Annotated in this window: 17 protein-coding genes; 12 read left to right on the plus strand and 5 right to left on the minus strand. The window is 65.2% G+C overall.

Features of this window, described 5'->3' with window-relative positions; genetic code table 11:
• From AC5RTT_RS14375 to guaB, 5 genes are all read left to right on the plus strand, one after another.
• A partial coding sequence (locus tag AC5RTT_RS14375) for an ATP-dependent DNA ligase (RefSeq protein ID WP_494145769.1) occupies nt 1–1,031 on the plus strand: 1,031 nt, incomplete at its 5' end.
• Nucleotides 1,032–1,284: 253 nt separating this feature from the next.
• Nucleotides 1,285–1,569 (plus strand): hypothetical protein, encoded by a 285-nt coding sequence (locus tag AC5RTT_RS14380; protein ID WP_494145770.1) that lies wholly within the window; start codon nt 1,285–1,287, stop codon nt 1,567–1,569.
• A gap of 36 nt (nt 1,570–1,605) precedes the next feature.
• Nucleotides 1,606–3,666: an acyltransferase family protein gene (locus tag AC5RTT_RS14385; protein ID WP_494145771.1), complete on the plus strand. Its 2,061-nt coding sequence runs from the start codon at nt 1,606–1,608 to the stop codon at nt 3,664–3,666.
• The gene (locus AC5RTT_RS14390; RefSeq protein WP_494145772.1) at nt 3,663–5,735 is read left to right on the plus strand and encodes an acyltransferase family protein; all 2,073 of its coding nucleotides are present in this window, start codon (nt 3,663–3,665) and stop codon (nt 5,733–5,735) included. The genes AC5RTT_RS14385 and AC5RTT_RS14390 overlap by 4 nt, the downstream gene beginning before the upstream one ends.
• Nucleotides 5,736–5,946: 211 nt before the next feature.
• A complete protein-coding gene (gene guaB / locus AC5RTT_RS14395) occupies nt 5,947–7,458 on the plus strand; it encodes an IMP dehydrogenase (RefSeq protein ID WP_494008864.1) in 1,512 nt (503 codons plus the stop codon).
• Between the two features lie 65 nt (nt 7,459–7,523).
• Here the strand turns inward: guaB and AC5RTT_RS14400 are convergent, their stop codons facing one another.
• From AC5RTT_RS14400 to AC5RTT_RS14415, 4 genes are all read right to left on the minus strand, one after another.
• Nucleotides 7,524–8,459 (minus strand): carbohydrate kinase family protein, encoded by a 936-nt coding sequence (locus AC5RTT_RS14400; protein ID WP_494145773.1) that lies wholly within the window; start codon nt 8,457–8,459, stop codon nt 7,524–7,526.
• Nucleotides 8,460–8,575: 116 nt separating this feature from the next.
• A complete protein-coding gene (locus AC5RTT_RS14405; protein ID WP_494145774.1) occupies nt 8,576–9,370 on the minus strand; it encodes an ATP-binding cassette domain-containing protein in 795 nt (264 codons plus the stop codon).
• Nucleotides 9,367–10,416 carry an ABC transporter permease gene (locus tag AC5RTT_RS14410; RefSeq protein WP_494145775.1) on the minus strand — a complete coding sequence of 350 codons (1,050 nt, stop codon included), beginning with the start codon at nt 10,414–10,416 and terminating at the stop codon, nt 9,367–9,369. The genes AC5RTT_RS14405 and AC5RTT_RS14410 overlap by 4 nt, the downstream gene beginning before the upstream one ends.
• 24 nt (nt 10,417–10,440) lie before the next feature.
• The gene (locus AC5RTT_RS14415; protein WP_494145776.1) at nt 10,441–11,559 is read right to left on the minus strand and encodes a substrate-binding domain-containing protein; all 1,119 of its coding nucleotides are present in this window, start codon (nt 11,557–11,559) and stop codon (nt 10,441–10,443) included.
• Between the two features lie 164 nt (nt 11,560–11,723).
• On the opposite strand from AC5RTT_RS14415, the gene AC5RTT_RS14420 reads away from it, so the two are divergent.
• Together AC5RTT_RS14420 and AC5RTT_RS14425 are read left to right on the plus strand one after the other, a co-directional pair.
• Nucleotides 11,724–12,722: a LacI family DNA-binding transcriptional regulator gene (locus AC5RTT_RS14420; protein ID WP_494145780.1), complete on the plus strand. Its 999-nt coding sequence runs from the start codon at nt 11,724–11,726 to the stop codon at nt 12,720–12,722.
• Between the two features lie 24 nt (nt 12,723–12,746).
• Nucleotides 12,747–13,040: a putative quinol monooxygenase gene (locus AC5RTT_RS14425; RefSeq protein ID WP_494050930.1), complete on the plus strand. Its 294-nt coding sequence runs from the start codon at nt 12,747–12,749 to the stop codon at nt 13,038–13,040.
• A gap of 68 nt (nt 13,041–13,108) precedes the next feature.
• On the opposite strand, the gene AC5RTT_RS14430 is transcribed toward AC5RTT_RS14425, so the two are convergent.
• On the minus strand, nt 13,109–15,820 hold the full coding sequence (locus tag AC5RTT_RS14430) for a GH32 C-terminal domain-containing protein (protein ID WP_494145777.1): 2,712 nt from the start codon (nt 15,818–15,820) through the stop codon (nt 13,109–13,111).
• A gap of 189 nt (nt 15,821–16,009) precedes the next feature.
• On the opposite strand from AC5RTT_RS14430, the gene AC5RTT_RS14435 reads away from it, so the two are divergent.
• The 5 genes from AC5RTT_RS14435 to AC5RTT_RS14455 all read left to right on the plus strand — a co-directional run.
• Nucleotides 16,010–17,869 (plus strand): ABC transporter ATP-binding protein, encoded by a 1,860-nt coding sequence (locus AC5RTT_RS14435; RefSeq protein WP_494145778.1) that lies wholly within the window; start codon nt 16,010–16,012, stop codon nt 17,867–17,869.
• A gap of 122 nt (nt 17,870–17,991) precedes the next feature.
• The gene (locus tag AC5RTT_RS14440; RefSeq protein WP_494008862.1) at nt 17,992–19,128 is read left to right on the plus strand and encodes a GuaB3 family IMP dehydrogenase-related protein; all 1,137 of its coding nucleotides are present in this window, start codon (nt 17,992–17,994) and stop codon (nt 19,126–19,128) included.
• A gap of 109 nt (nt 19,129–19,237) precedes the next feature.
• Nucleotides 19,238–20,977: a glycerol-3-phosphate dehydrogenase/oxidase gene (locus AC5RTT_RS14445; RefSeq protein ID WP_494050927.1), complete on the plus strand. Its 1,740-nt coding sequence runs from the start codon at nt 19,238–19,240 to the stop codon at nt 20,975–20,977.
• A 40-nt stretch (nt 20,978–21,017) separates the two neighbouring features.
• On the plus strand, nt 21,018–21,506 hold the full coding sequence (locus AC5RTT_RS14450; RefSeq protein WP_494008860.1) for a PTS sugar transporter subunit IIA: 489 nt from the start codon (nt 21,018–21,020) through the stop codon (nt 21,504–21,506).
• 73 nt (nt 21,507–21,579) lie between these two features.
• Nucleotides 21,580–21,918, plus strand: a 339-nt coding sequence (locus AC5RTT_RS14455) for an SURF1 family cytochrome oxidase biogenesis protein (RefSeq protein WP_494145779.1), incomplete at its 3' end; no start/stop codon positions are given.

The raw sequence follows: 21,918 nt of genomic DNA on the forward strand, positions 1-21,918 counted from the left end.
TGGCCATGACCGGGGCGGCCGCCGAGCTGGATGCGGTGGGCCTCGTCGTGGGCCGCCCCGTGCAGCCCATGCTCGCGGCAACGGCGTCCAGTGCCAGTGCGGCGCTTGAGGCCACAGGGGAGGCCTCGGTGGAATACAAGCTCGACGGCGCCCGCATCCAGGTGCACCGCTCCGGGGAGCAGGTGCGTATCTATACGCGCACACTGGCGGAGGTGACCCACCGGCTGCCCGAGGTGGTGGAGCTGGTGCGGAGCCTGCCGGTACGGGACGTGATCCTCGATGGCGAGACCCTCGCCCTGGGTGAGGACGGCGCCCCGCGGCCGTTCCAAGAGACCATGTCACGGTTCGGGGCGGACCAGGCGCGCTCCACGCTGCTGCATCCGTGGTTCTTCGACGTGCTGCACATCGACGGCCGCGACCTGCTGGACGAGCCGCTGGTCATGCGCCTCGGGGTGCTCGAACGCATCGCGCCCGGCCACCGGGTCCCCGGGGAGATCACCGCGGACCCGGCGGTTGCCGAGAACGTCTCGCGTGCCGCGCTCGCCGCCGGGCATGAGGGGGTGGTGGTGAAGGCGGTGGGGTCCCTTTACGCCGCCGGCCGGCGCGGGTCCAACTGGATCAAGGTCAAGCCGGTGCTGACGTATGACCTGGTGGTGCTCGCCTGCGAATGGGGGTCGGGGCGGCGGTCGGGAATGTTGTCCAACCTGCACCTCGGAGCGCTCGACCCCGCCGGCGAGTTCGGCGAACCCGGCGGGTACGTGATGGTGGGGAAGACATTCAAGGGCCTCACGGACGAACTGCTGCGTTGGCAGACTGAGCGGTTCCAGGAGATCGAAGTGCGGCGGACGGCAAACACGGTCTGGATTGAGCCTGTCACGGTGGTGGAGATCGCTATCGACGGCGTGCAGCAGTCCCCGCGTTATCCGGGCGGCATCGCTCTCCGGTTCGCCCGGGTCAAGCGCTACCGGGACGACAAAACGCCCGCCGAAGCCGACACCATCCAGGCGCTGCGCGCCCTGCTGCGCTCCTGACGGCGCCGCTTGTGCCCGTGCGCCGGCGGCGTACGGTGACGCTTAGGGACCGCCACTGCACCAGCACGACGACGACGGCGGGCCGGCTGGGCGGGGTATCCGAAAGCGAGCACCGCTGGTCAAATGCCCTCGAGAACTTCCTGGACGCCGACCGGAGTCCCTACCGGAAAGCCGCAGAGAGCGGCTACGAACCCCAGCCCGGACTGGCGCTCCTGGCACTGGGACGCGGAGACACTGGCCAGGCCTGCCCGTCTTGGCCGACGGAACCCGCACCGACGTGGCGAACGTGACCTGGTGCACCGGCTTCCGGGACGAGTTCGGCTGGCCCGATTCCGGTCTCCTTGACTCCTCTAGGGATTCCCAGCAGCACAGGGGAGTGGCCCTGGACTCGCCCGGCCTCTACTTCCTCGGTAACAACTTCATGTATGCCGCGGCGTCCGCAACGGTAACGGGAACCGTCCGGGACGCCCGCTACCTGGCCCGGCGGATGCCTTCGAAGGAAACATCGGATTGGGGAGCTGCCCGCCAGCTCGGGTAAACTTGATGGTTCACTGCGCGCTCTGAAGGGTTATTTGTGTCGACATCATGGACCGCCGAGGCCGCGGCCCGCCCGGCCGACCCCTCGCAGAAGTACCGCAAAAGTGCTTACCGCCCGGAAATTCAAGGCATGAGGTCGCTGGCAGTCCTCATGGTCGTGACGTACCACGTCTGGTTCGGAAGGGTCTCCGGAGGGGTTGACATATTTCTCCTGGTGTCAGCCTTCCTCATGACCCTTCAGTTCACCGGCCGGTACGGGCGCCGGGAGCCGACTGCCCTGCTGAAGCACTGGCTGCACCTCTTCCGGCGCCTGCTTCCCGCTGCCGTAACGGTGATCCTGGCCACGCTGCTGGCCTCCTACCTGCTTCTTCCGCGCGGCCGCTGGCTCGAGGTCATAGAACATGGCTGGGCCTCACTCTTTTACTCGGAAAACCTGCTGCTGCAACAGAAGACGGTGGACTACTACGCCAGCAACAGCCTGGCCAGCCCACTACAACATTTCTGGTCGCTATCTATCCAGGGGCAGGTCTTCATCCTCTGGCCCATTATTTTTGCAGGCGCCGCGTGGGCTGCCAGCCGGTTCAGGCTCGCCTACCGGCCGCTGCTGGCATACGTATTCTCCGCGGTCTTTGTCTTATCGCTGGCATATTCGGTCTACTTCACTGCCACAAACCAGGTACAGGCTTACTTCGATACTGGCGCCCGGCTCTGGGAGTTCGCACTCGGAACGTTGGTGGCCCTGCTTCTGCCTGGCCTGCGGCCGGGACGGCGGACCCGCGTTGTGCTGGGTTGGGTAGGCCTCGTAGCAATGATCAGCTGCGGAATCGTGTTGAATGTCCAGGCGGCATTTCCCGGTATCGCAGCGCTCTGGCCCACTCTCTCGGCGGTGCTCATCATCGTGGCGGGCCAGACGGGCAGTTCCATCGGGGTTGACAGGTTCCTCAGCTCAAAGCCCCTGGTAAAGCTGGGAGACAATTCCTACGCCCTGTACCTCTGGCATTGGCCCGTCCTGGTGATCGCACTGGCGTGGAGCGGCAAGGAGCACGCGGGCTGGCTGTCCGGCACTGCGATCATTGTCACCTCGCTGGTTCTCGCCTATGTCACCACGCGCTTTGTCGAGAAGCCGTGGCGTGAATGGAAATGGCCCGAAGCCAAGAGGCGGCGGGCTGCGGTGGCGGTGGCTATTGCCGTGGCAGTTGCCTCTGCACCGCTGGCCCTTTGGCGCCATTCCATTCTGCAGGCTGATTCGATCTCGGCGATCGGACTCGACGATCCCCGGTACCCCGGTGCCCTGGCATTAAGCGACGGATACCAGTTCACGCCGGACCCGAAAGCCCCGCCGGTGCCCAAACTCGAAGTTATCGCCGAGGAATGGCCAGTCTTTCCAGAGCCATGCATAGGCGCAGGCGAGTACGCGAGCATCTGCACCAATGGGGCTGAGGACGCTGCCAAACATATTGTCGTCATGGGTAGTTCCCACGCCTTCGTGCTCAATACGCCAGTGCTCATGATGGCCGAAAAACACCATTGGCGTGTCACATCCATCACCAAAGGATTTTGTCCCCTGACTGACGAGCCGGGGCCCGGCATCTCCGAGGAGTGCATTGAGTTCAACAAGAAAAGCTTCGAACAAGTGCTGGAACTGAAACCGGATCTCGTGCTGACAACCAGCACCCGGACTGTGGCAGATCCCACCGTTACGGACATCCTCGAAAGTTCCTGGATCAGGGAAGTCAGCAGGCTCAATGACGCTGGCATTCCCGTGGTCGGAGTACGGGACACTCCGCGGATGCCCCTGCACGTGCCGGCCTGCCTGGAAGAAAACCCAGCCAACCCTGCCGCCTGCAACGGGAGCGCGGCGGAAAATTTCAGCCCTGTGCCGGATACAGTTGCAGTGGACGACGAACTTCCGGATACCCATTTCCTCGATCTCACGCAGTATTTCTGTATGGACGGCGTTTGTCCGGCTGTCATTGGCAACGTCATCGTGTACAAGGATGAAAACCATGTCACACGCTCCTATCTCATGACCCTGGCTCCGTTCTTCGAGCAGGAGTTTCTTGCGTTGACCGGATGGGGATCCGGGGACCGGGCATGACAAAAACCAGCTTCTCCAGCGGCCCAGTGCCGAAAGCAGCCGCCAAGAGCCGGAAACCGACGTTCCGTCCAGAGGTCCAGGGGCTCCGCGCACTGGCCGTCCTGATGGTGGTGGCCTACCACGTGTGGCTCGGACGGGTGTCCGGCGGCGTCGACATCTTCCTGCTGATCTCCGCCTTCCTGCTGACGCTCTCCTTCGTCCGGAAAGCCGAATCGGGCAGGCCGTTCGGGCTGTTGGCGCACTGGCTGCACCTGTTCAAGCGGCTGCTGCCTGCCGCCGTCGTGGTCATCCTCGGCGCCCTGGCAGGCACTTGGCTGATCCTCCCGCAGGGCCGGTGGCCGCAGGTCCTGGACCAGGCGTGGGCATCACTGCTCTACCGCCAGAACTGGCTGCTCGCCGACACAGCGGTGGACTACTACGCGCAGGACCACGCCGGCGCCAGCCCCCTCCAGCACTTTTGGTCGCTGTCCATCCAGGGCCAGGTCTTCATCCTGTGGCCCCTCATCTTTGCCGGCAGCGCAGCACTCCTGGTGCTGCTGCGGCGCATCACCGCGCTGAACGGAATGACCTACCGGGGGCTGCTGGCGCTGGTGTTCGGGGCGGTGTTCGCCGCGTCGCTGGCGTTCTCGGTGGAGCAGACCGCCACAAACCAGGCGTACGCCTACTTCGATACCAGGGCACGGCTTTGGGAATTCGCCCTGGGCTCCCTGCTCGCCGTTGCCCTGCCCTATCTCAAGCCCGGCCGGGCCCTGCGCCTGGTGCTCGGATGGGCAGGCCTTGCGGGCATGGTTTCCGTTGGCCTGCTGTTGACGGTGGACCGGTCTTTCCCCGGCTTCGTCGCTTTGTGGCCCACACTCTCTGCCGCCGCCATCATCGTGGCCGGGCAGACCGGGAGCCGGTTCGGTGTGGACCGTTTCCTGGGCAGCAAGCCCGCCGTGGCCCTGGGCGACAATTCCTACGCCCTCTACCTATGGCACTGGCCCGTGCTGGTGCTGGCGCTGGCCGCCACCGGCGTGGAACAACCCAACCTTGTCCAGGGCCTTGCGATTGTGGGCGCCTCACTCGTGCTCGCCGTCCTCACTACCCGTTTCGTGGAAAAACCGTTGCGCGACTGGCACTGGCCGAAACGGCGGGCCTGGCGCACCGCCGTCGTGATTGCCGCCTGCGGTGCGGTGCTGGCAGGTCCGGTAGCCATCTGGCAAACCACGCTCACAGCCGAGGAAGCCGCGACGGCGGCGCAGCCGCGGGAGCTCACACCGGGGGCCGCGGCGCTCAACCCCGAGAATGCCGGAATGACGGCACCCGAGGCCAAGTACATTCCCGGCCCTTCCGCCCTGGACCAGGACTGGGCTGGCATCCACGCCCCCTGCACCGGTGCGAACGCCGCGGCGGACCCCATCCTGGAGGGGTGCCGGCAGGCGGTGCCCGCCGAGGGTGCCAGCAAGCGGATCGTAGTGCTGGGTGACTCGCACTCCCAGCAATACCTCGGCGCGCTGGCACCGATCGCCGAGGCCAGGGGTTGGGAACTGGTCACCCTGCTGATGCCGGCCTGTCGGTTCGGCGCAGAATCGGACACCCGAAGTGCAGAATGCAATGCGTACAACATCGCGGCCTCGGCCTACGTCCTGGAGCACCGGCCGGACGCCGTCTTCACCGTCGCCTCGCTGACGCATGAGGAAGCGCCCTTCGAGACCGAGGTGCCGGGCTACCTGGATGGCGTGCGCCCGTTCACCGAGGCCGGCATCGAGGTGGTGGGCATCCGGGACAACCCGCGCTTCACGTTCAACATGCCCGAGTGCGTGCAGAGGCACGGCGCCGACGCTCCCGAGTGCAACCCGTCCCTCAGCGAATCGCTCGTTGATCCCTCGCCCCTGGACGGTTACCGCGGCAAGCTGGACGGGCTGCACCTGATGGACATGAGCGACTTCATCTGTGTCCGCGGGGTCTGCCCCGCGGTGGTGGGCAACGTTTACGTGTACAAAGACGACAACCACCTGACCAGGACCTATGTGGAGAGCATGATCCCCATGTTCGAGCAGCGGCTGCTGGCTGCCACCGGCTGGCGCTGAGTACGCCGGGAGACAGTTCGTGCAGTTGCTCACATTGCACGCGTGGAATAGGGGGATCGGCGCGGAGGTTCTAATATTTACTCAATACTTCCTGCCCCCGGAACGCCGCATGCGGCGTTCCTGATCCCCTGCACAGGCCAGACCCGTAATGACGGGCTGGTCATCGGCTGCAACCCCTACCCGCCCAGCAACCAAGGTAAGAGGCGCACTCATGACCGAGCCCGAACACAACCCCTTTGGCTTCATCGGCCTGACCTACGACGACGTCCTGCTCCTGCCCGGGCACACGGACGTCATCCCGTCCGACGCCGACACCTCCTCCCGGATCTCCAAGAGGATCACGGTGCACACGCCGCTGCTGTCCGCAGCGATGGACACGGTCACCGAATCCCGCATGGCCATTGCCATGGCGCGGCAGGGCGGCCTGGGTGTCATCCACCGCAACCTGTCCATCGCAGACCAGGCTGACCAGGTGGACCGGGTGAAGCGCAGTGAATCCGGCATGATCACCAACCCGCTGACCATCCGGCCGGAAGCAACCCTGCTTGAACTGGACAACCTGTGCGCCCAGTACCGGGTTTCCGGCCTGCCCGTGGTGGACGAGGAGAACCGCCTCCTGGGCATCGTGACCAACCGCGACACCCGCTTCGTGCCGGAGTCCGACTACCCCATCCGGCTGGTCAGCGACGTCATGACCAAGATGCCACTGGTCACCGGGCACGTGGGCATCAGCCGCGAGGAGGCCTCGCACAAGCTGGCCACCAACAAGATCGAGAAGCTTCCCCTCGTGGACGAGCAGGGCCGGCTCAAGGGCCTGATCACCACCAAGGACTTCACCAAGGCGGAGCAGTACCCGCTGGCCACCAAGGACGACGAAGGCCGCCTGCGCGTCGGCGCTGCCATCGGCTTCTTCGGGGACGGCTGGGAGCGGGCCATGGCACTGGTGGATGCCGGCGTCGACGCCCTGTTCGTGGACACCGCCAACGGCCACTCCCAGGGCGTGCTGGACATGATCCGCCGGCTCAAGTCCGATCCGGTGGCAGCGCACGTGGACATCATCGGCGGCCAGGCTGCCACCCGCGAAGGCGCCCAGGCCCTGATCGACGCCGGCGCCGACGGCATCAAGGTGGGCGTGGGCCCCGGCTCCATCTGCACCACCCGCGTGGTGGCAGGCGTGGGCGTCCCGCAGATCACCGCGATCTACGAATCCGCGAAGGCTGCGATCCCGGCCGGCGTGCCGCTGATCGCCGACGGCGGCCTGCAATACTCCGGCGACATCGGCAAGGCGCTGGTAGCCGGTGCCGATACCGTGATGCTCGGCTCGCTGCTGGCAGGCTGCGACGAGTCCCCGGGCGAACTGATCTTCGTCAACGGCAAGCAGTTCAAGTCCTACCGCGGCATGGGTTCCCTTGGCGCCATGCAGTCCCGCGGCAAGAACACGTCCTACTCGAAGGACCGCTACTTCCAGGCCGACGTGTCCGGTGACGACAAGCTGATCCCCGAAGGCATTGAGGGCCGGGTGGCCTACCGCGGCCCGCTGGCCTCCGTGGCCTACCAGTTGGTGGGTGGCCTGCGCCAGACCATGTTCTACACCGGTGCGCCGACCATCCCCGAACTCAAGGCCCGTGGCAAGTTCGTCCGGATCACCCCGGCCGGGCTGAAGGAATCGCACCCGCACGATATCCAGATGACCGTTGAGGCGCCGAACTACGGGTCACGATGATCCTGGTGGTTTGATGCCGCGGAAGGAGGTGGGGAAATTCCCCACCTCCTTCCGTATTTAAGCCCCTATGCTGCCGGTTGCAGGTCCGGCGTAAGCTCCTCGATGGTGGGAGGATTGGCCCCGGGCCGGCCGACCGTGATGGCGGCAGCCTTCGACGCCGTGCTGCCCAGGGTTTCCAGGACGGAAGGCGGCAAACCATCCGTACTCCGGCAGAGCAGGCCGTAGATCAGGGCTGCCATGTAGGAATCGCCGGCCCCGATGGTGTCCGCCACTACGGTTTGGACGGACGGAACCTGCACCCGCGTGCCGGGTGTTGCCAGAAACGAGCCCGCCGAACCCATGGTGACCACCGCCAGGCCCGCACCGAGTTCCAGGATCCGCGCGGCGGCGTCCTCGAACGTCAGCCGCGGGTAGAGCCACCGGGCATCCTCGTCGCTCAGCTTCACCACGTCCGTCAGGGGAACCAGGTCTTCGAAAACAGCGAGGGCCTCCGCTTGGCTGCCCAGGAGCGCGGGGCGAATATTGGGATCGTAGGAAACCAGGCATTCACGGTGCGCCCGTTCCAGGAGGCTCTTGACGGAAGCGGCCCCGGGCGCCAGGAAACTCGCGATAGAGCCGGTGTGCAGCACTTTTGGAAGATAGGCAGGGTGGACCGGCTGCAATTCCCAGCTGATGTCGAAGTCGTAGTGGGCGGAGCCGTCAGACGCCAGGGTAGCTGTTGCCGAGGCTGTCCGTTTGGCGGAGGTGGAACCGGGAAGCAGTGCGACGCCGGCGCCCGCCAAGTGCCTCTCGATGGTGGCGCCCCGCTCGTCCTCGCCGATAGAGGTCAGGAGGCCGGTGCTGATTCCCAGGCGCCCCAGGCCGTAGGCCACGTTCGCGGGTGATCCCCCGGGGTGCTCCACGGTGCCTTCGGAGGTGCTCACCACGTCGATCAGCGCTTCGCCGATCACGATGACATCGAGGCTCGCCGGGTGAGGGCTGTTGGTGTGGTCTTGGGGCATCGGATTATCTTTCGTGAAGCCGTCCGCGGACCTGCAGGCTGACGCCGACAGGTCCGCGGAAGGGAGGGATGGAACGGTTGAAGGGACGGTTGGAGGCAGCGGGCAGCCTGGGAGGATCAGGCGGTTGCGGCGCCTGTCATGATCGCTACCGCGTCGGTCATGGAGTGCGATTTTGGTGTGATGGTGGCCGCGCACTTGCCGAGCCGCTGGATATGGATCCTGTCCGCGACGTCGAACACGTGGGGCATGTTGTGGCTGATCAGGATGACCGGCAAGCCACGGTCGCGGAGGTCGCGGACCAGTTGGAGGACCTGGTTGGACTCGCGGACGCCGAGTGCCGCCGTCGGCTCGTCCAGCACTACTACCTTGGAACCGAACGCTGCCGCCCTTGCCACGGCCACGGCCTGGCGCTGGCCGCCGGAAAGGTTCTCGACCGGGACGGTGACATCCTGGAGCGTCGAAATGCCGAGGCGGGTAAGCTCCTCCTTCGCCTTGCGGCGCATGCCCTTGGTGTCCAGGACACGGAAGACCTTGCCGAATGGCCCGGGCAAGCGTTCCTCCCTGCCGAGGAAAAGATTGGATGCGACATCAAGGGCGGGGGAGACTGCAAGATTCTGGTAGACGGTTTCGATGCCATGGGCGCGGGCGTCCTGCGGCCGCTTGAAATGCACCTGCTGTCCGGAGACGTGCAGCTCGCCGGAATCCGGGACCTCGGCGCCGGTAAGGCACTTGATAAGGGTGGACTTGCCGGCTCCGTTGTCCCCGATGATGGCCAGCACTTCACCGGGGTAAAGGTCCAGGCTGACGCCGTCCAGGCCCACCACCTTGCCGAAGGTCTTGACGAGGTTGCGTGCCCTGAGGATCGGCTGCCGGGTTTCCGTGACGGGGCGTTCGAGCCCGGTGGAGGTCATGACTTTACCTTTCGGATCCACTGGTCGATGGACACAGCGACGATGATGAGCACGCCCACGGCGAGGGTCTGGAACAGCACGTCCAGCCCGGCCAGGGACAGCCCGTTGCGGAAGACGCCTACAATCAGCGCTCCGAGGAGGGAACCCCATACTGATCCGCGGCCGCCGAAGAGGCTGGTTCCACCGATCACGACGGCAGTGATGGAGTCCAGATTCAGGTCCACGCCCGCGTTGGGGCTGGCTGCGTTGGTGCGGCCGATCTGGATCCAGGCGCCGATGGCCAGGACGGCACCGGCTGCAAGGTACACGCTCATCAGGACCCGGTTGACGGGGATGCCGGCCAGGCGGGCGGCTTCCTTGTCATCACCTACTGCATAAACGTGCCGGCCCCAGGCTGTCTTGCCCAGGATGAAGGCGACCGCCACGTAGAGCAGGAGCATCATGACCACGCCGGTGGAGATCCTGACCGGGCCCAGCGGGAAGGTGCTGCCCATCCAGGTGAGCACGTCCGGCATTGCCGAGCCGCGTACGGTGGAGCCGCCGGAGTACAGCAGGGTCAGGGCGATGAAGATGTTCAGTGTTCCCAGCGTCACAATGAACGGGGGGAGTTTGAACCGGGTCACCAGGAAGCCGTTGAGGGCCCCGCAGGCGAGCCCGACGACGAGTCCCGCCAGGAGCGCCAGCGGCGCCGGCACGCCGTTGTTCACGGACAGTTGGGCCACCACCATGGAGGCCAGGATCATCACCGCGCCCACGGACAGGTCGATCCCCGCCGTGAGGATGATGAGGGTCTGGGCGATGGCCAGGGTCCCGACGACGGAAACCTGCTGGGTGATCAGGGAAAGGTTCTCGAACCGCAGGAAGCGGTCATTGAGGAGGCCGAACACTACAACCGCGACCAGCAGCACGATCGCCGGGCTGAGCGCGGGATAGCGGTGCAGGACGTTGCGGATACGGCTGAGCGGGGTCTGACGGTCGAGGAATTCCTCGGCAAGGTCAGTGCTGGATCCCGTGGCCGGCGGTCCGGCCGTCTGTTGCTGGGTCATTGTTGCTCCTGTAACTCTCCGGACCTACTTGCCCCAGCAGATCTGGGTGGCGTCCGTCGTGGTGATGCTCTTGACACCGTCGGCCGCCTTGTCGGTGACCAGTTCCACGCCGGTGTTGTAGAAGTCCAGGCCCGGTGAGTTTTCCGGCTTCTTGCCCGTCTTGGCCAGGTCCACGATTGCCTTGACTCCAAGTTCGGCCATCTTGACCGGGTACTGCTGGGCGGTAGCGCCGATGACGCCCGACTTGACGTTGTCCACACCGGCGCAACCGCCGTCGACCGAAACCACCAGGACGTCCTTTTCCTTGCCCGCCGATTTCAGCGCTTCGAAGGCACCGGCGGCAGCGGGTTCGTTGATGGTGTAGACGACGTTGATGTTGGGGTTCTTTGAGAGCAGCGTTTCCATGGCGGTGCGGCCGCCGTCTTCGGCGCCCTGGGAGGCCTGGTTGCCGACGATTTCGTACTCGCCGCCCTTGCCGCCGGTGTACTTGCCGGTCTTGGCTTCGTCGCCGTTCTTCTTCTTGTCCGCGGTGTCGATGCCCAGGCCGGTCAGGAACCCCTGGTCGCGGTTGTAGTCAACGGAGACAACCTTGTCGTCGAAGAGGTCGATCAGCGCGATGGTGGCCTTCTTGCCGCCAAGCTGGGCAGCGGTCCACTTGCCGATCAGCTCACCGGCGGCAAAGTTGTCGGTGGCGAAGGTGATGTCGGCGGCGTCTGCGGGGTCCGGCGGGGTGTCCAGGGCAATGACGAACAAGCCGGCGTCCTTGGCTTTCTTGAGGGCGTCGACGACGGACGGTCCGTTCGGCGTGATCAGGATGCCCTTGTCGCCCTTGGAGATGGCGTTCTCAATCGCCTGGATCTGGGTATCCTCGTCGCCGTCGGCCTTTCCGGCCGCGAGCTTGAGGTCGACGCCGTCCGTTGCCGCCGCCTTCTTCGCGCCGTCCTGCATGGAGACGAAGAACGGGTTCGACGTGGTCTTCACGATCAGCGAGACACCGATTTTTTCCGACGAGGTGCCGTCGGTGGATCCTGTTGCGGAAGAGTCGCCTCCGCAGGCCGAGAGGCTGAGGGCGCCCAGGGTCAGGACTGCACCCATGGCGAGCAAACGATTGACGGTGTGCCGGGGGGTCTTGGAACTCAACATTGAATCTCCTGGTCTCAGGGCATCTGGTGTGCCTGACAACGATGTCACGGCTCATGTAATCAACGTCACAGGGTAGAGTCAAGCGTGAATCGATGATGAAGAGCGAGGTTTTGACAACGATGTCTAATCGTTACCAATCCGAGGCCGGCACGAACCGACCCACCATGCGCCATGTGGCAGCGTTGGCAGGCGTCGGGATCAAGACTGTTTCCCGGGTGATGAATGACGAGCCCGGCGTTTCGGACGCGACGCGCCAGCGCGTGCTGGGAGCTTCCCAGCAGTTGAACTACCAACTGGACATGGCGGCGGGGAGCCTGCGCCGCGCGGGCCGAAGGACCTTGTCCATCGGGTTGCTGCTGCCCAGCGTTGCCAACCCGTTCAGCAGCGAGATCCACCGCGCGCTGGAGGACACCCTCGCGGAGCGCGGAATCGCCGTGTTCGCTGCCAGCCTCGACGACGACCCCGAGCGGGAGAAAGCCCTGGTGGCAGCGTTCCTCGGGCGCAGGGTGGATGGAATGGTCCTGACACCCATCGCCAGGAGCCAGGCCTACGTGATCCCCGAGCACTCGCGGGACCTGCCCCTCGTCTTCATCGACCGCGAACCGGTGGGGATCGAGGCCGACGCCGTGGTGACTGACAATGCTGCCGGCTCTGCCCGTGCTGCGGCCCACCTCCTCAAGCACGGCCATTCCAAACTTGCCTACCTGGGTGACCGCCTTGATATCCAGACTGCCCGCGACCGCCGCAGGGGCTTCATGGAGGAACTCGGCAGGGCCGGCGTCGCCACCGCTTCTGTTCCGCTTCGCGATGGCCTGCACGACGAAGAATCAGCGCGGCTCGCTGCCCATGAACTCCTCGCCTCCGGCAACCCGCCCACGGCCATCTTCTCCAGCCAAAACCTGGTGACGTTCGGCGTCATGAGGGCACTGCGTGAAAGGGGAGCAAGCCACCGGGTGGCGTTGGTGGGCTTCGACGACTTCACGCTCGCCGACATGATGGAACCCGGCATCACCGTCATCGCGCAGCATCCTGAACGGATCGGGAAACTGGCCGCTGAACGGTTGCTTGCCCGCATGGATGGCGACGACGCCGCTCCGCAGACGTACGTCGTCCCCTCGGAACTGATTGTGCGCGGCTCGGGCGAGCTGCCGCCGTCGAACTGACCCACCACAGAAAGAAGGAAGTCCATGGCCAAAACACTGTATGCAGAATTCACCGTCAAGCCCGGAAGCGAGGGACGCGTCGCGGAGATGATGCGGGATCTGACAGAGCACGTGCGCCGTGAACCGGGCAACGTACATTTCCTCCCCTATACCCGGGAATCCAACCCGCGGGAATACTTCGTGTTCGAGGTGTACCGGGACGACGACGCTTTCCAGGACCACATCACCGCCGATTACGGAGCCACATTCAATGCCGAGCTGGCGCGGCACATCGAAGAGGACGGGTCGGTTCTGACCTGGCTGCAACCGGCAGAATAGTGTCGCCGGGGGCTGCAGCAGGCTCAGCCACCGGACGCTGGCGGCTGAGCCTGCTGAATCCTGCTTGCTCAGCCCCGGGCCTTCCCTCCGGCGTTGACCGCCTTGAGGGACTCCAGGAACATGGCCTGTTTCATCGGGGTGACAGTGAGCGACTTCAGATGCGCAACGCCGCCCTCGGCGAACAGCGCCACTTCCTGGGCTCCGTCGGCGGGGAAGACCTGATCGGTGATCGTCCGAAGTCCGCCTTGGGCGAAGACTTCCAGCGAGGACCTGTCCACATAGATCCGAAGCGTCACGTTTCCTTGCGCGTCCACCATCACCGGCGCCGAGTCGACCGAGGTAAACAGCGGGTGGAAGCCCACGTTGCCTGAATTCCCGCGGTCGATGTACACCTCCTGTGTCGCGGCGTCATAGCCGATCACAGTCGACGACGCCCCGTCACCGAGGACTGTGATACCGGACCTCACTGCCGTCCCCGGGTTGAAGGTGACGTCGATGCGCTGGGCCTGTCCCGACGCCACGGGAGGCAGGGCATGTGTTCCCGGGCTGATTGCCCTGCCAGCTGTGTCAGTGTAGCCGGGGGCGCCGGCAAGCCTGTCTACCTGCTTGGCTGCCTTTTGCGTCAGCCGGGGCCCGGCCGGAGTCTGCGTGAGACCCACCTCGCGGGGCAACGACATGGCGCTGCGCCAGGGGAAAGTAGGGATGCTGTTGGCATAGTCCCAGTTGTTCATCCAGCCGAGCATGACACGCTTATCCTCCGGCATGTTGCCAAACGAAACAGCGGCATAGTAATCGCGGCCATAGTCCAGCCAGTCATAGCCGTTGATGCGCGGTTTGGCCGGCTGCGGGGAGGCGGTGAACTCGTCGGCCAGGATGTGTCCCCAGCCGAAGCGGTTGTTGTCCACGATCCTGATGTGGGCCTGGCGGCCCCGGAATTCCGCCACGTTCCAGGACGCCCAGTCCAGCACCTCACTGTTCGCGCCGGTGGTGGAACGGACCACTTGGCCGTCGACCACCAGATTGACGGTGGTTTCGTCGGAGCGGGGCACGGCAGCCTGGTCGGTGAGCATGATGTGGTCAAGCGTGAGGTGTCCCCATCCTCCGGTAGCCTGGTCCACGATCCGTAGCCGGGCTTGCTTGCCGGCGAACTCGGAGACGTCCCAGCCCTTCCAGTTGAGCTGGCCGGCGTCGTTCCCTGCCACTGTCCGGACCACGGCACCGTCGACGATCAACTGCGCCTCCAGGACCTGTCCTGTTTCCGGTGCCCGGTGTCCGCCACCAACCAGCAGGCTGATGAAGTTCCGTGACACGGTGAACTCGGGGGAGGTCAATGCGCCCTGGCGGTCATCACCGGGAGCGCCGCCGGTTTCGAAAGTGTTGATGCGTTTAGCGCCGATGTAGTAGTCCCCGCCCGCAGTGGCCGGCTGGAACGACGGCGCGAGGTCGCCGGTGCCGGTCCAGCCGGCTTCTGCGAGGGTACTGCCGTCCGGAACCTCGAAGCCATTGAACAACAGGTCTCCCGGCGGCGGCGCATTGTCCAGTTTGTCGGAGACTCGGGGGTGTTGGCCGCCCCCGACCAGGAAATTGATGTAGTCGCTGTCCACGGTGAAATCGGACGAGGACATTGTTCCCAATGGCCAGTCGCCGTCGTTGAAGGAGTTGACCAGCCCTGCACCGGCGAAGCCGCTCACGATGTTCTGGCCGGGCAGTGTTCCGGCGGCGGGAGCGTGCGCGAAGGGGCCGTTCTTCCAGTTGCCGGGTTCGTTGTTGACGGTCCAGCCGTTATAGGTTCCGTCGTTGAAGCCAGCGATCGGAGCTCCAGGGGGCAGGGAATCCAGGGGCTTTGTGCTTTCGGATGTGAACGTGGTGCCGTCGAAGCTGCCCACGAAATACTGTCCTGCGGAGCCGCCAGCCACGCCGCCCGGATTGATGTTGACCACCATGACCCACTTGACGTTGTTTGGGTCGCCGTCCACGGCAAGGGGGAAGAGGTCGGGACATTCCCAGAGTCCGCCGGTGGCGTTGGCGGGACCGAACTCGCTGAGGGGAGTCCAGTCCTTAAGGTTGGTGGATTTATAGAGCAGCACTTTGTGGTCGGTGGCTTCGACGGCGGTCATCACCCAATAGCCGCTCCCGTCGGGTGCGGTGTACCAGAAGACTTTGGGGTCGCGGAAGTTGGCTGAGTTCCGGTTCAGGACAGGATCCGCACTGTACTTGGTCCAGGTTTGCCCGTCGTCCAGGCTGTAGGCCAGCGACTGGGCCTGCAGCCCGCGGTGGGGCGAAGCATCTTTATAGGCGCTGGTGTAGATCGCAACCAGTGGCGGGTTCTCCGTAGTACCGAGACCCGACGAATTGTCCTTGTCCACCACAACGCTGCCCGAGAACACATCCTCCTGGTCATCAGTGGAGATGGCCAGCGGCTGCTCCTGCCAATGAACCAGGTCAGTAGAGGTGGCATGTCCCCAGGACATGTTGCCCCACGTGTTCCCGGACGGGTTGTGCTGGAAGAAAAGATGGTAGATCCCCTTGTGGTAGACCATTCCGTTGGGATCGTTCATCCAGTTCTTTACGGGCGAAAAGTGGTACGCCGGCCGATACGTTTCCTGGCCCACAGTGCTGCCCGTGCTTGGTCCGGCAGGAGGGCTCCCGCCGGACTTCTCTGCCATCGCAGGTCCGGCTCCGGCCAAGGCCCCGGTCAGCACCAAACCGGCCAGCGTCACGGCCGAAAAAACCTGCAGTCTTTCCTTTTGTCTTCCGTGCATTTTTGAATCGCCCTTCATCGCGCGCTACTTATGACAACGATGTCAATACGTGACGGAGCCTAAGTTAAGTCCGGAAGACAAGTCAACGAATTCAGGGAGCCGCAGAACCTGCCCCGAGCAGGGCGGCTGCAAGTGGCAACGGTTGCTGGCTGCACCTAACGGCTCCACGGGCTACGGCAAAGAACTGGCGCGCCCTAGGCTTGAGGCATGCGCGCATCTGGCCATCCGGCCGAACTGCAACCCAAACGCGACCCCCAGCGCCGGCTGGCCCTGCGCCCCTACGCCAGGGCTGTAGCCCAGGTCCTGCGGGTCAGCTTCCACGCCTCCCCGGGCGCGGTCATCATGAAGGTGCTCGGCTCGCTCATTTCAGCGGTGCTGCCCCTGGTCACCACCTACTTCGCGGCCCTGACCACCACCGCCCTGGCGGCTGCCTACACGGGTGACACCGGTGCCGGCCAGATGGCCATCGTCTACGTCATCATCACCGCCGCGCTGGGCCTCTTCTGGGGCGCCTTCACAAGCGTCGACCGCTACATCCAGCAGCTCATGAGCTTCAAGGTAGGCGCCATCGTGGGTGACCAGATGTACGAACGCTTCCTGGCCCTCGAGTTCTGGCGGTACGACGACAAAGAGACCGTTGACCTCTACGACCGTGCCAAGCGGTTCTCCGATTCCTATGCCCGCGTCCTCGACCGGATCGCCGGCATCTTCACCCAGCTCGTCTCGGTGATCCTGGCCGTGGGAGCCCTGCTGCTGGTCAGCTGGTGGATCGCGGTCATCGTCCTGGTGGCGATCGTGCCCAGCGTCTACCTGCAGTTCAAGCTCTCCCGGGAACAGATCGCGCACTGGAACACGCAGGTGGACTCCCGGCGGCAGCGCCGGATGATCGAGACCAACCTCCTCCGGCCCCAGCACATAGCGGAAATGCGCCTTTACGGAATCGTCAATTTCCTGATGGATCTCCGGTCCAGGCTCCGGGACGCGGACGAGCGCCGCCGGCTCGATTTCCAGCGGCGCTACATCCCCAAACAGTTGGCTGCCGACGCCCTGCAGTACGGGGCGGAAGTGGTCTCGCTGATCTGGGTGGTGGGGCAGATCATCGCCCGCGCCCAGCCCGTTGGCCAGTTCCTCTACGTCCAGCAGATCGTCAGCCGGGCGCTGTCCACCGCGAACAACCTGGTCTCCTCCCTCAGCTCGATTGACGAGGACCTGGCCAACCTCAAGGACTACGAGCTGTTCATGGCCCTGCCCGTCCACTCCGAGCACGCGCCGCCGCTGCTGGCCGCGCCCCGGGAAGTGGAGCTTAGGGACATCCGCTTCACCTACACCGGGAGCGACATCGAGGTCATCCGCGGGATCAGCATGACCATCCGCGAGGGCCAGCACATCGCCATCGTGGGGGAGAACGGTGCGGGAAAGTCCACCCTGATCCGGATCCTGGCCGGGCTTTACCGGCCGGACTCGGGGCAGGTACTGCTCGACGGCGTCGACCTTGCCGCCCTCGATGTTACGTCCTGGCACCGGCACCTGGCGGTGCTGAGCCAGGAGTTCCTCAAGTACGAGTTCGCAACGGCGGCGGAGAACATCTATTTCGGCGACGTCGAGAATCCCCGCGATGACGCGAGGATCCGCCGAGCCGCTGCCGACGCCGAGGCGCTGGACTTCATCAACAAGCTGCCCAACGGCCTGGACAACCACGTCAGCAACTGGATGGAGGACCCCCGCGGCCGCAAGGGCAGCGGCCTGTCCGGCGGGCAGTGGCAGCGGCTCGCGATGGCAAGGAACTTCTACCGTGACGCCTCGTTCATGGTGATGGACGAACCCACCTCCGCCATCGACGCGCTCGCCGAGCACCGGATTTTCACCCGGCTCTTTGCGGACCGCAGCAGCACCATCATTGCCATCAGCCATCGGCTGGCCACCATCGAGAAGGCGGACATCGTCTACATGCTCGAGGACGGCCGGATCGTGGAGCAGGGTACCCACCGCGAACTTGTGGCCCTCCGCGGCCGCTACTTCCGCATGTTCGAATCCCAACTTTCCGTAGAGGAAGCAGGCGGTATCTAGGACTCCACTGGGAAGTGAGGTGGTGCAGGTCGCTCACCCCGTAGTACCCGTCGAAAATCCACCGCCTGCCCTTAGGGCCACACTAGCCAAGGGCGGCACGCGGGCTGGGATAACCTAGAGCAGTGACTTATGAGATCGAGATCGGCCGTGGCAAGCGTGGGCGTCGTGCCTACTCCCTGGATGACATAGCAATCGTCCCCAACCGTCGCACCCGCGACCCCAAGGACGTCTCCGTCTCCTGGCAGATCGATGCCTACCAGTTCAGCATGCCCGTCATTGCGGCACCCATGGATTCGGCCATGTCCCCCGCAACCGCCATCACCCTCGGCAAGCTTGGCGGCCTGGGCGTGCTTGACCTTGAGGGCCTCTGGACGCGCTACGAGGATCCGCAGGCCATCCTGGACGAGATCGGCGCACTGCAGGACGAGACCAACAGCCCCGCCGTGACGCGTCGGATGCAGGAGCTGTACCAGGCACCCATCCAGCCCGAACTCATCACCACCCGCCTCGCCGAGATGCGCGACGCCGGCGTCACTGTTGCCGGTTCCCTGACCCCGCAGCGCACACAGGAACACTACAAGACCGTGGTGGCCGCGGGCGTCGACATCTTCGTAATCCGGGGAACCACCGTTTCGGCGGAGCACGTGTCCAAGGACCACGAGCCGCTGAACCTGAAGCAGTTCATCTACGAGCTTGACGTCCCCGTCATCGTGGGCGGCGCGGCAGGCTACACCCCTGCACTGCACCTCATGCGCACCGGTGCGGCCGGCGTGCTGGTCGGCTTCGGCGGCGGCGCCACAACCACCACGCGGCGCGCGCTGGGCATCCACTCGCCCATGGCGTCCGCCATCTCCGACGTCGCCGCCGCCCGCCGCGACTACATGGACGAGTCCGGCGGCCGGTACGTGCATGTGATCGCCGACGGTGGCATGGGCGCCTCCGGCGACATCGTCAAGGCCATCGCCATGGGCGCCGACGCCGTCATGCTGGGCAGCGCCCTGGCCCGTGCCGAGGAGGCGCCCGGCAAGGGCTGGCACTGGGGGCAGGAAGCGCACCACCTCGAACTCCCGCGCGGGGACCGGGTCAACGTGGGCACGGTCGGCCCGCTGGAGGAAGTCCTCTTCGGGCCGGGCCACCACACCAACGGAACGTCCAACCTGATCGGGGCCCTCCGCCGTTCCATGGCAACCACGGGCTATTCGGACCTCAAGGAATTCCAGCGGGTCGACGTCGTCGTATCCCCTTACGAAGGGAACTGACCCGCAAGGGAGGGCCAGGGGCGGCGTCCGTCCCTGGCCTTCCTGCCAAGCGGGCCCCCAGCAAGTAGTGTGGTCCTACTACCGGCACTAGAGGCACTGGAGGCGTTCGATGAAGACTGTTCCTGCTCATGGCGGGGCACTCGGCCCGGCAGCCAGGGAAGCAGCCATCCAGCGGCTTCGTGACACCTCACGGCCCGGCCAGGAACTGGACATCCTCATTGTCGGCGGCGGCATCGTCGGCACCGGAGCAGCCCTCGACGCCGTCACCCGGGGACTGAGCGTTGGCATCGTCGAAGCCAGTGACTGGGCAGCCGGGACCTCATCCCGGTCCTCCAAGCTCATCCACGGCGGCCTGCGCTATCTTGAAATGCTCGACTTCGCGCTGGTGAAGGAAGCCCTGCAGGAGCGCGGGCTGCTGCTCTCCGAACTCGCGCCGCACCTGGCCCGGCCCGTGCCCTTCCTGTACCCGCTCACCAAACCCTTCATCGAGCGCCCGTATGTGGGCGCCGGCATCGCGCTGTACGATGCCATGTCCATCTCCAGCGGCCACAGCCGCGGCGTTCCCTTCCACAAGCACCTGTCGAAGCGGGGCACATTGCGCGCCGCCCCGAGCCTGAAGAACGATGCGTTCGTGGGTTCCATCAGGTACTACGACGGGCAGGTGGATGACGCCAAGTACGTCGCCAACCTTGTCCGTACCGCCGCCTACTACGGCGCCCACGCCGTCAACCAGATGGCCGTGGTGGACTTCCTGCGCGAAGGCGAACGCGTTGTGGGGGCCAAGGTGGTCAACCGTGAGGACGGCACGCAGTTCAACATCCGCGCCAAGCAGGTCATCAACGCCACCGGCGTCTGGACCGACGAAACACAGGCGATGGTGACCGAACGCGGCCAGCTGAAGGTGCGGGCCTCCAAGGGGATCCATCTGGTGGTGCCCCGCGACCGCTTCCAGTCCACCGTGGGGCTGATCCTGCGCACCGAAAAATCGGTGCTGTTCGTCATCCCGTGGGGCCGGCACTGGATCATCGGCACCACGGACACCGACTGGAATCTGGACAAGGCCCATCCGGCAGCATCCAGCAAAGACATCGACTACATCCTCGAGCACGTCAACAGGGTCCTCAAGCGGCCGCTCACCCGCGAAGATGTTGAAGGCGTGTACGCCGGGCTGCGACCCCTCCTTGCCGGCGAAAACGACACCACCGCCAAGCTGTCACGCGAACACGTGGTGGCGCACCCGGTCCCCGGCCTCGTCGTCGTCGCGGGTGGAAAATGGACCACCTACCGGGTGATGGCCAAGGACGCCGTGGACGAGGCCACCCGCACCATGGACGAGCGGGTCCCGCCCAGCTGCACGGAAACCATCCCGCTGCTTGGGGCCCACGGCTTCCGCGCGGCATGGAACCGGCGGAACCGGACCGCCGAGGAATCGGGCGTGCATGTGGCCCGGATCGAGCACCTGCTCAACCGGTACGGGTCCCTGATCCCGGAGGTGCTGGCCCTCATCGAAGAGAACCCGGCGCTGGCCGAGCCGATTCCGGGAGCCGACGACTACCTCCAGGCCGAGGCCGTCTATGCGGCAACACACGAGGGGGCGCGGCACGTGCACGACGTGCTGACCCGGCGGACGCGGATCTCGATCGAAGCGTGGGACCGCGGTGTGTCCGCGGTCCCGGTTGTCGCTAAACTGATGGGTGACGTCCTCGGCTGGAGCGACGCGCAGCGCGAAAATGAGGTGCGGCACTACATTGCGCGCGTGGAGGCCGAACGCCTCAGCCAGCAACAGCCGGACGACAAATCCGCAGACGCTGCCCGCCTGGGCGTGGAAGACATCGTGCCCTTGCGCTGAGGGGCCGGATGCCCCGTACTGCCGACTGAAGGGAAACGCCTTGGCGGAAGCACTTGACCCGTATGATGCGGACCTCACCACCCCCGAGATGGTGATCCTGGAGATGGAGGCATCGGACAAGGCCGACGCCGCAACCCAGCTCGCGGAACGGCTCTACGCCGCCGGGCGCGTCTCGAACCTTGAGGGGTTCCTGCAGCACGTCAACGCCCGCGAGCACCAGCTGGCCACCGGACTTCCGGGTGGAATCGGCCTGCCGCACGCGCGCAGCGAGTTCGTGACCCGCACGTCCATTGCGGTGGGCGTCGCCAAATACGGCTCCGCCCTGGACTTCGGTGCAGCCGACGGCCCCGCAACGCTGATCCTTCTGATTGCCACCCCCGCCAGCTCCTTCTCCGACCACCTTGAAGTCCTGGCGACCCTGGCCAGGTCCCTGTCCAAGGAATCGTTCCGCGAATCCCTGCGGCGCGCCTACGACGCCGACATCATTTCCGAACTGATCAACTCCAGCCTGGTCTTTTTCGACCACTGATCCGGTGCCCGCCGCAGATGCCGCCGGCGTCGGCGTTTAGTTGTTCTACAAAGGTACGAAGTACGGTTAAGACGTGTGGAAAACTGCCCTTAAACCCCGCTGGATCGCCGGATTTGTTTTTGCGATCGCCATTTCCGGGGTCTTCGTGCTGCTCAGCCAGTGGCAGTTCGGGCGCTCCACGCAACCCGAGGCCCCGGTCAACCCTGCCACCGAACAGGTCCAGCCGCTGACCGATACCCTCCAGCCGGGCGAGTTCTTCCACGGTACCGACGCCGACCAGATGGTCAGCGCGCGGGGCAGCTACGACCCGGACAAGCAGGTCCTGGTCCCGGGCCGCCTGCACGAAGGCAGAACCGGCTACTGGGTGGTTGCCGCCTTCGCCGTCGACGGCGCCCCGGCGCTGACCGGCGCC

It is taken from the genome of Arthrobacter sp. Y3221157 (assembly GCF_059089865.1).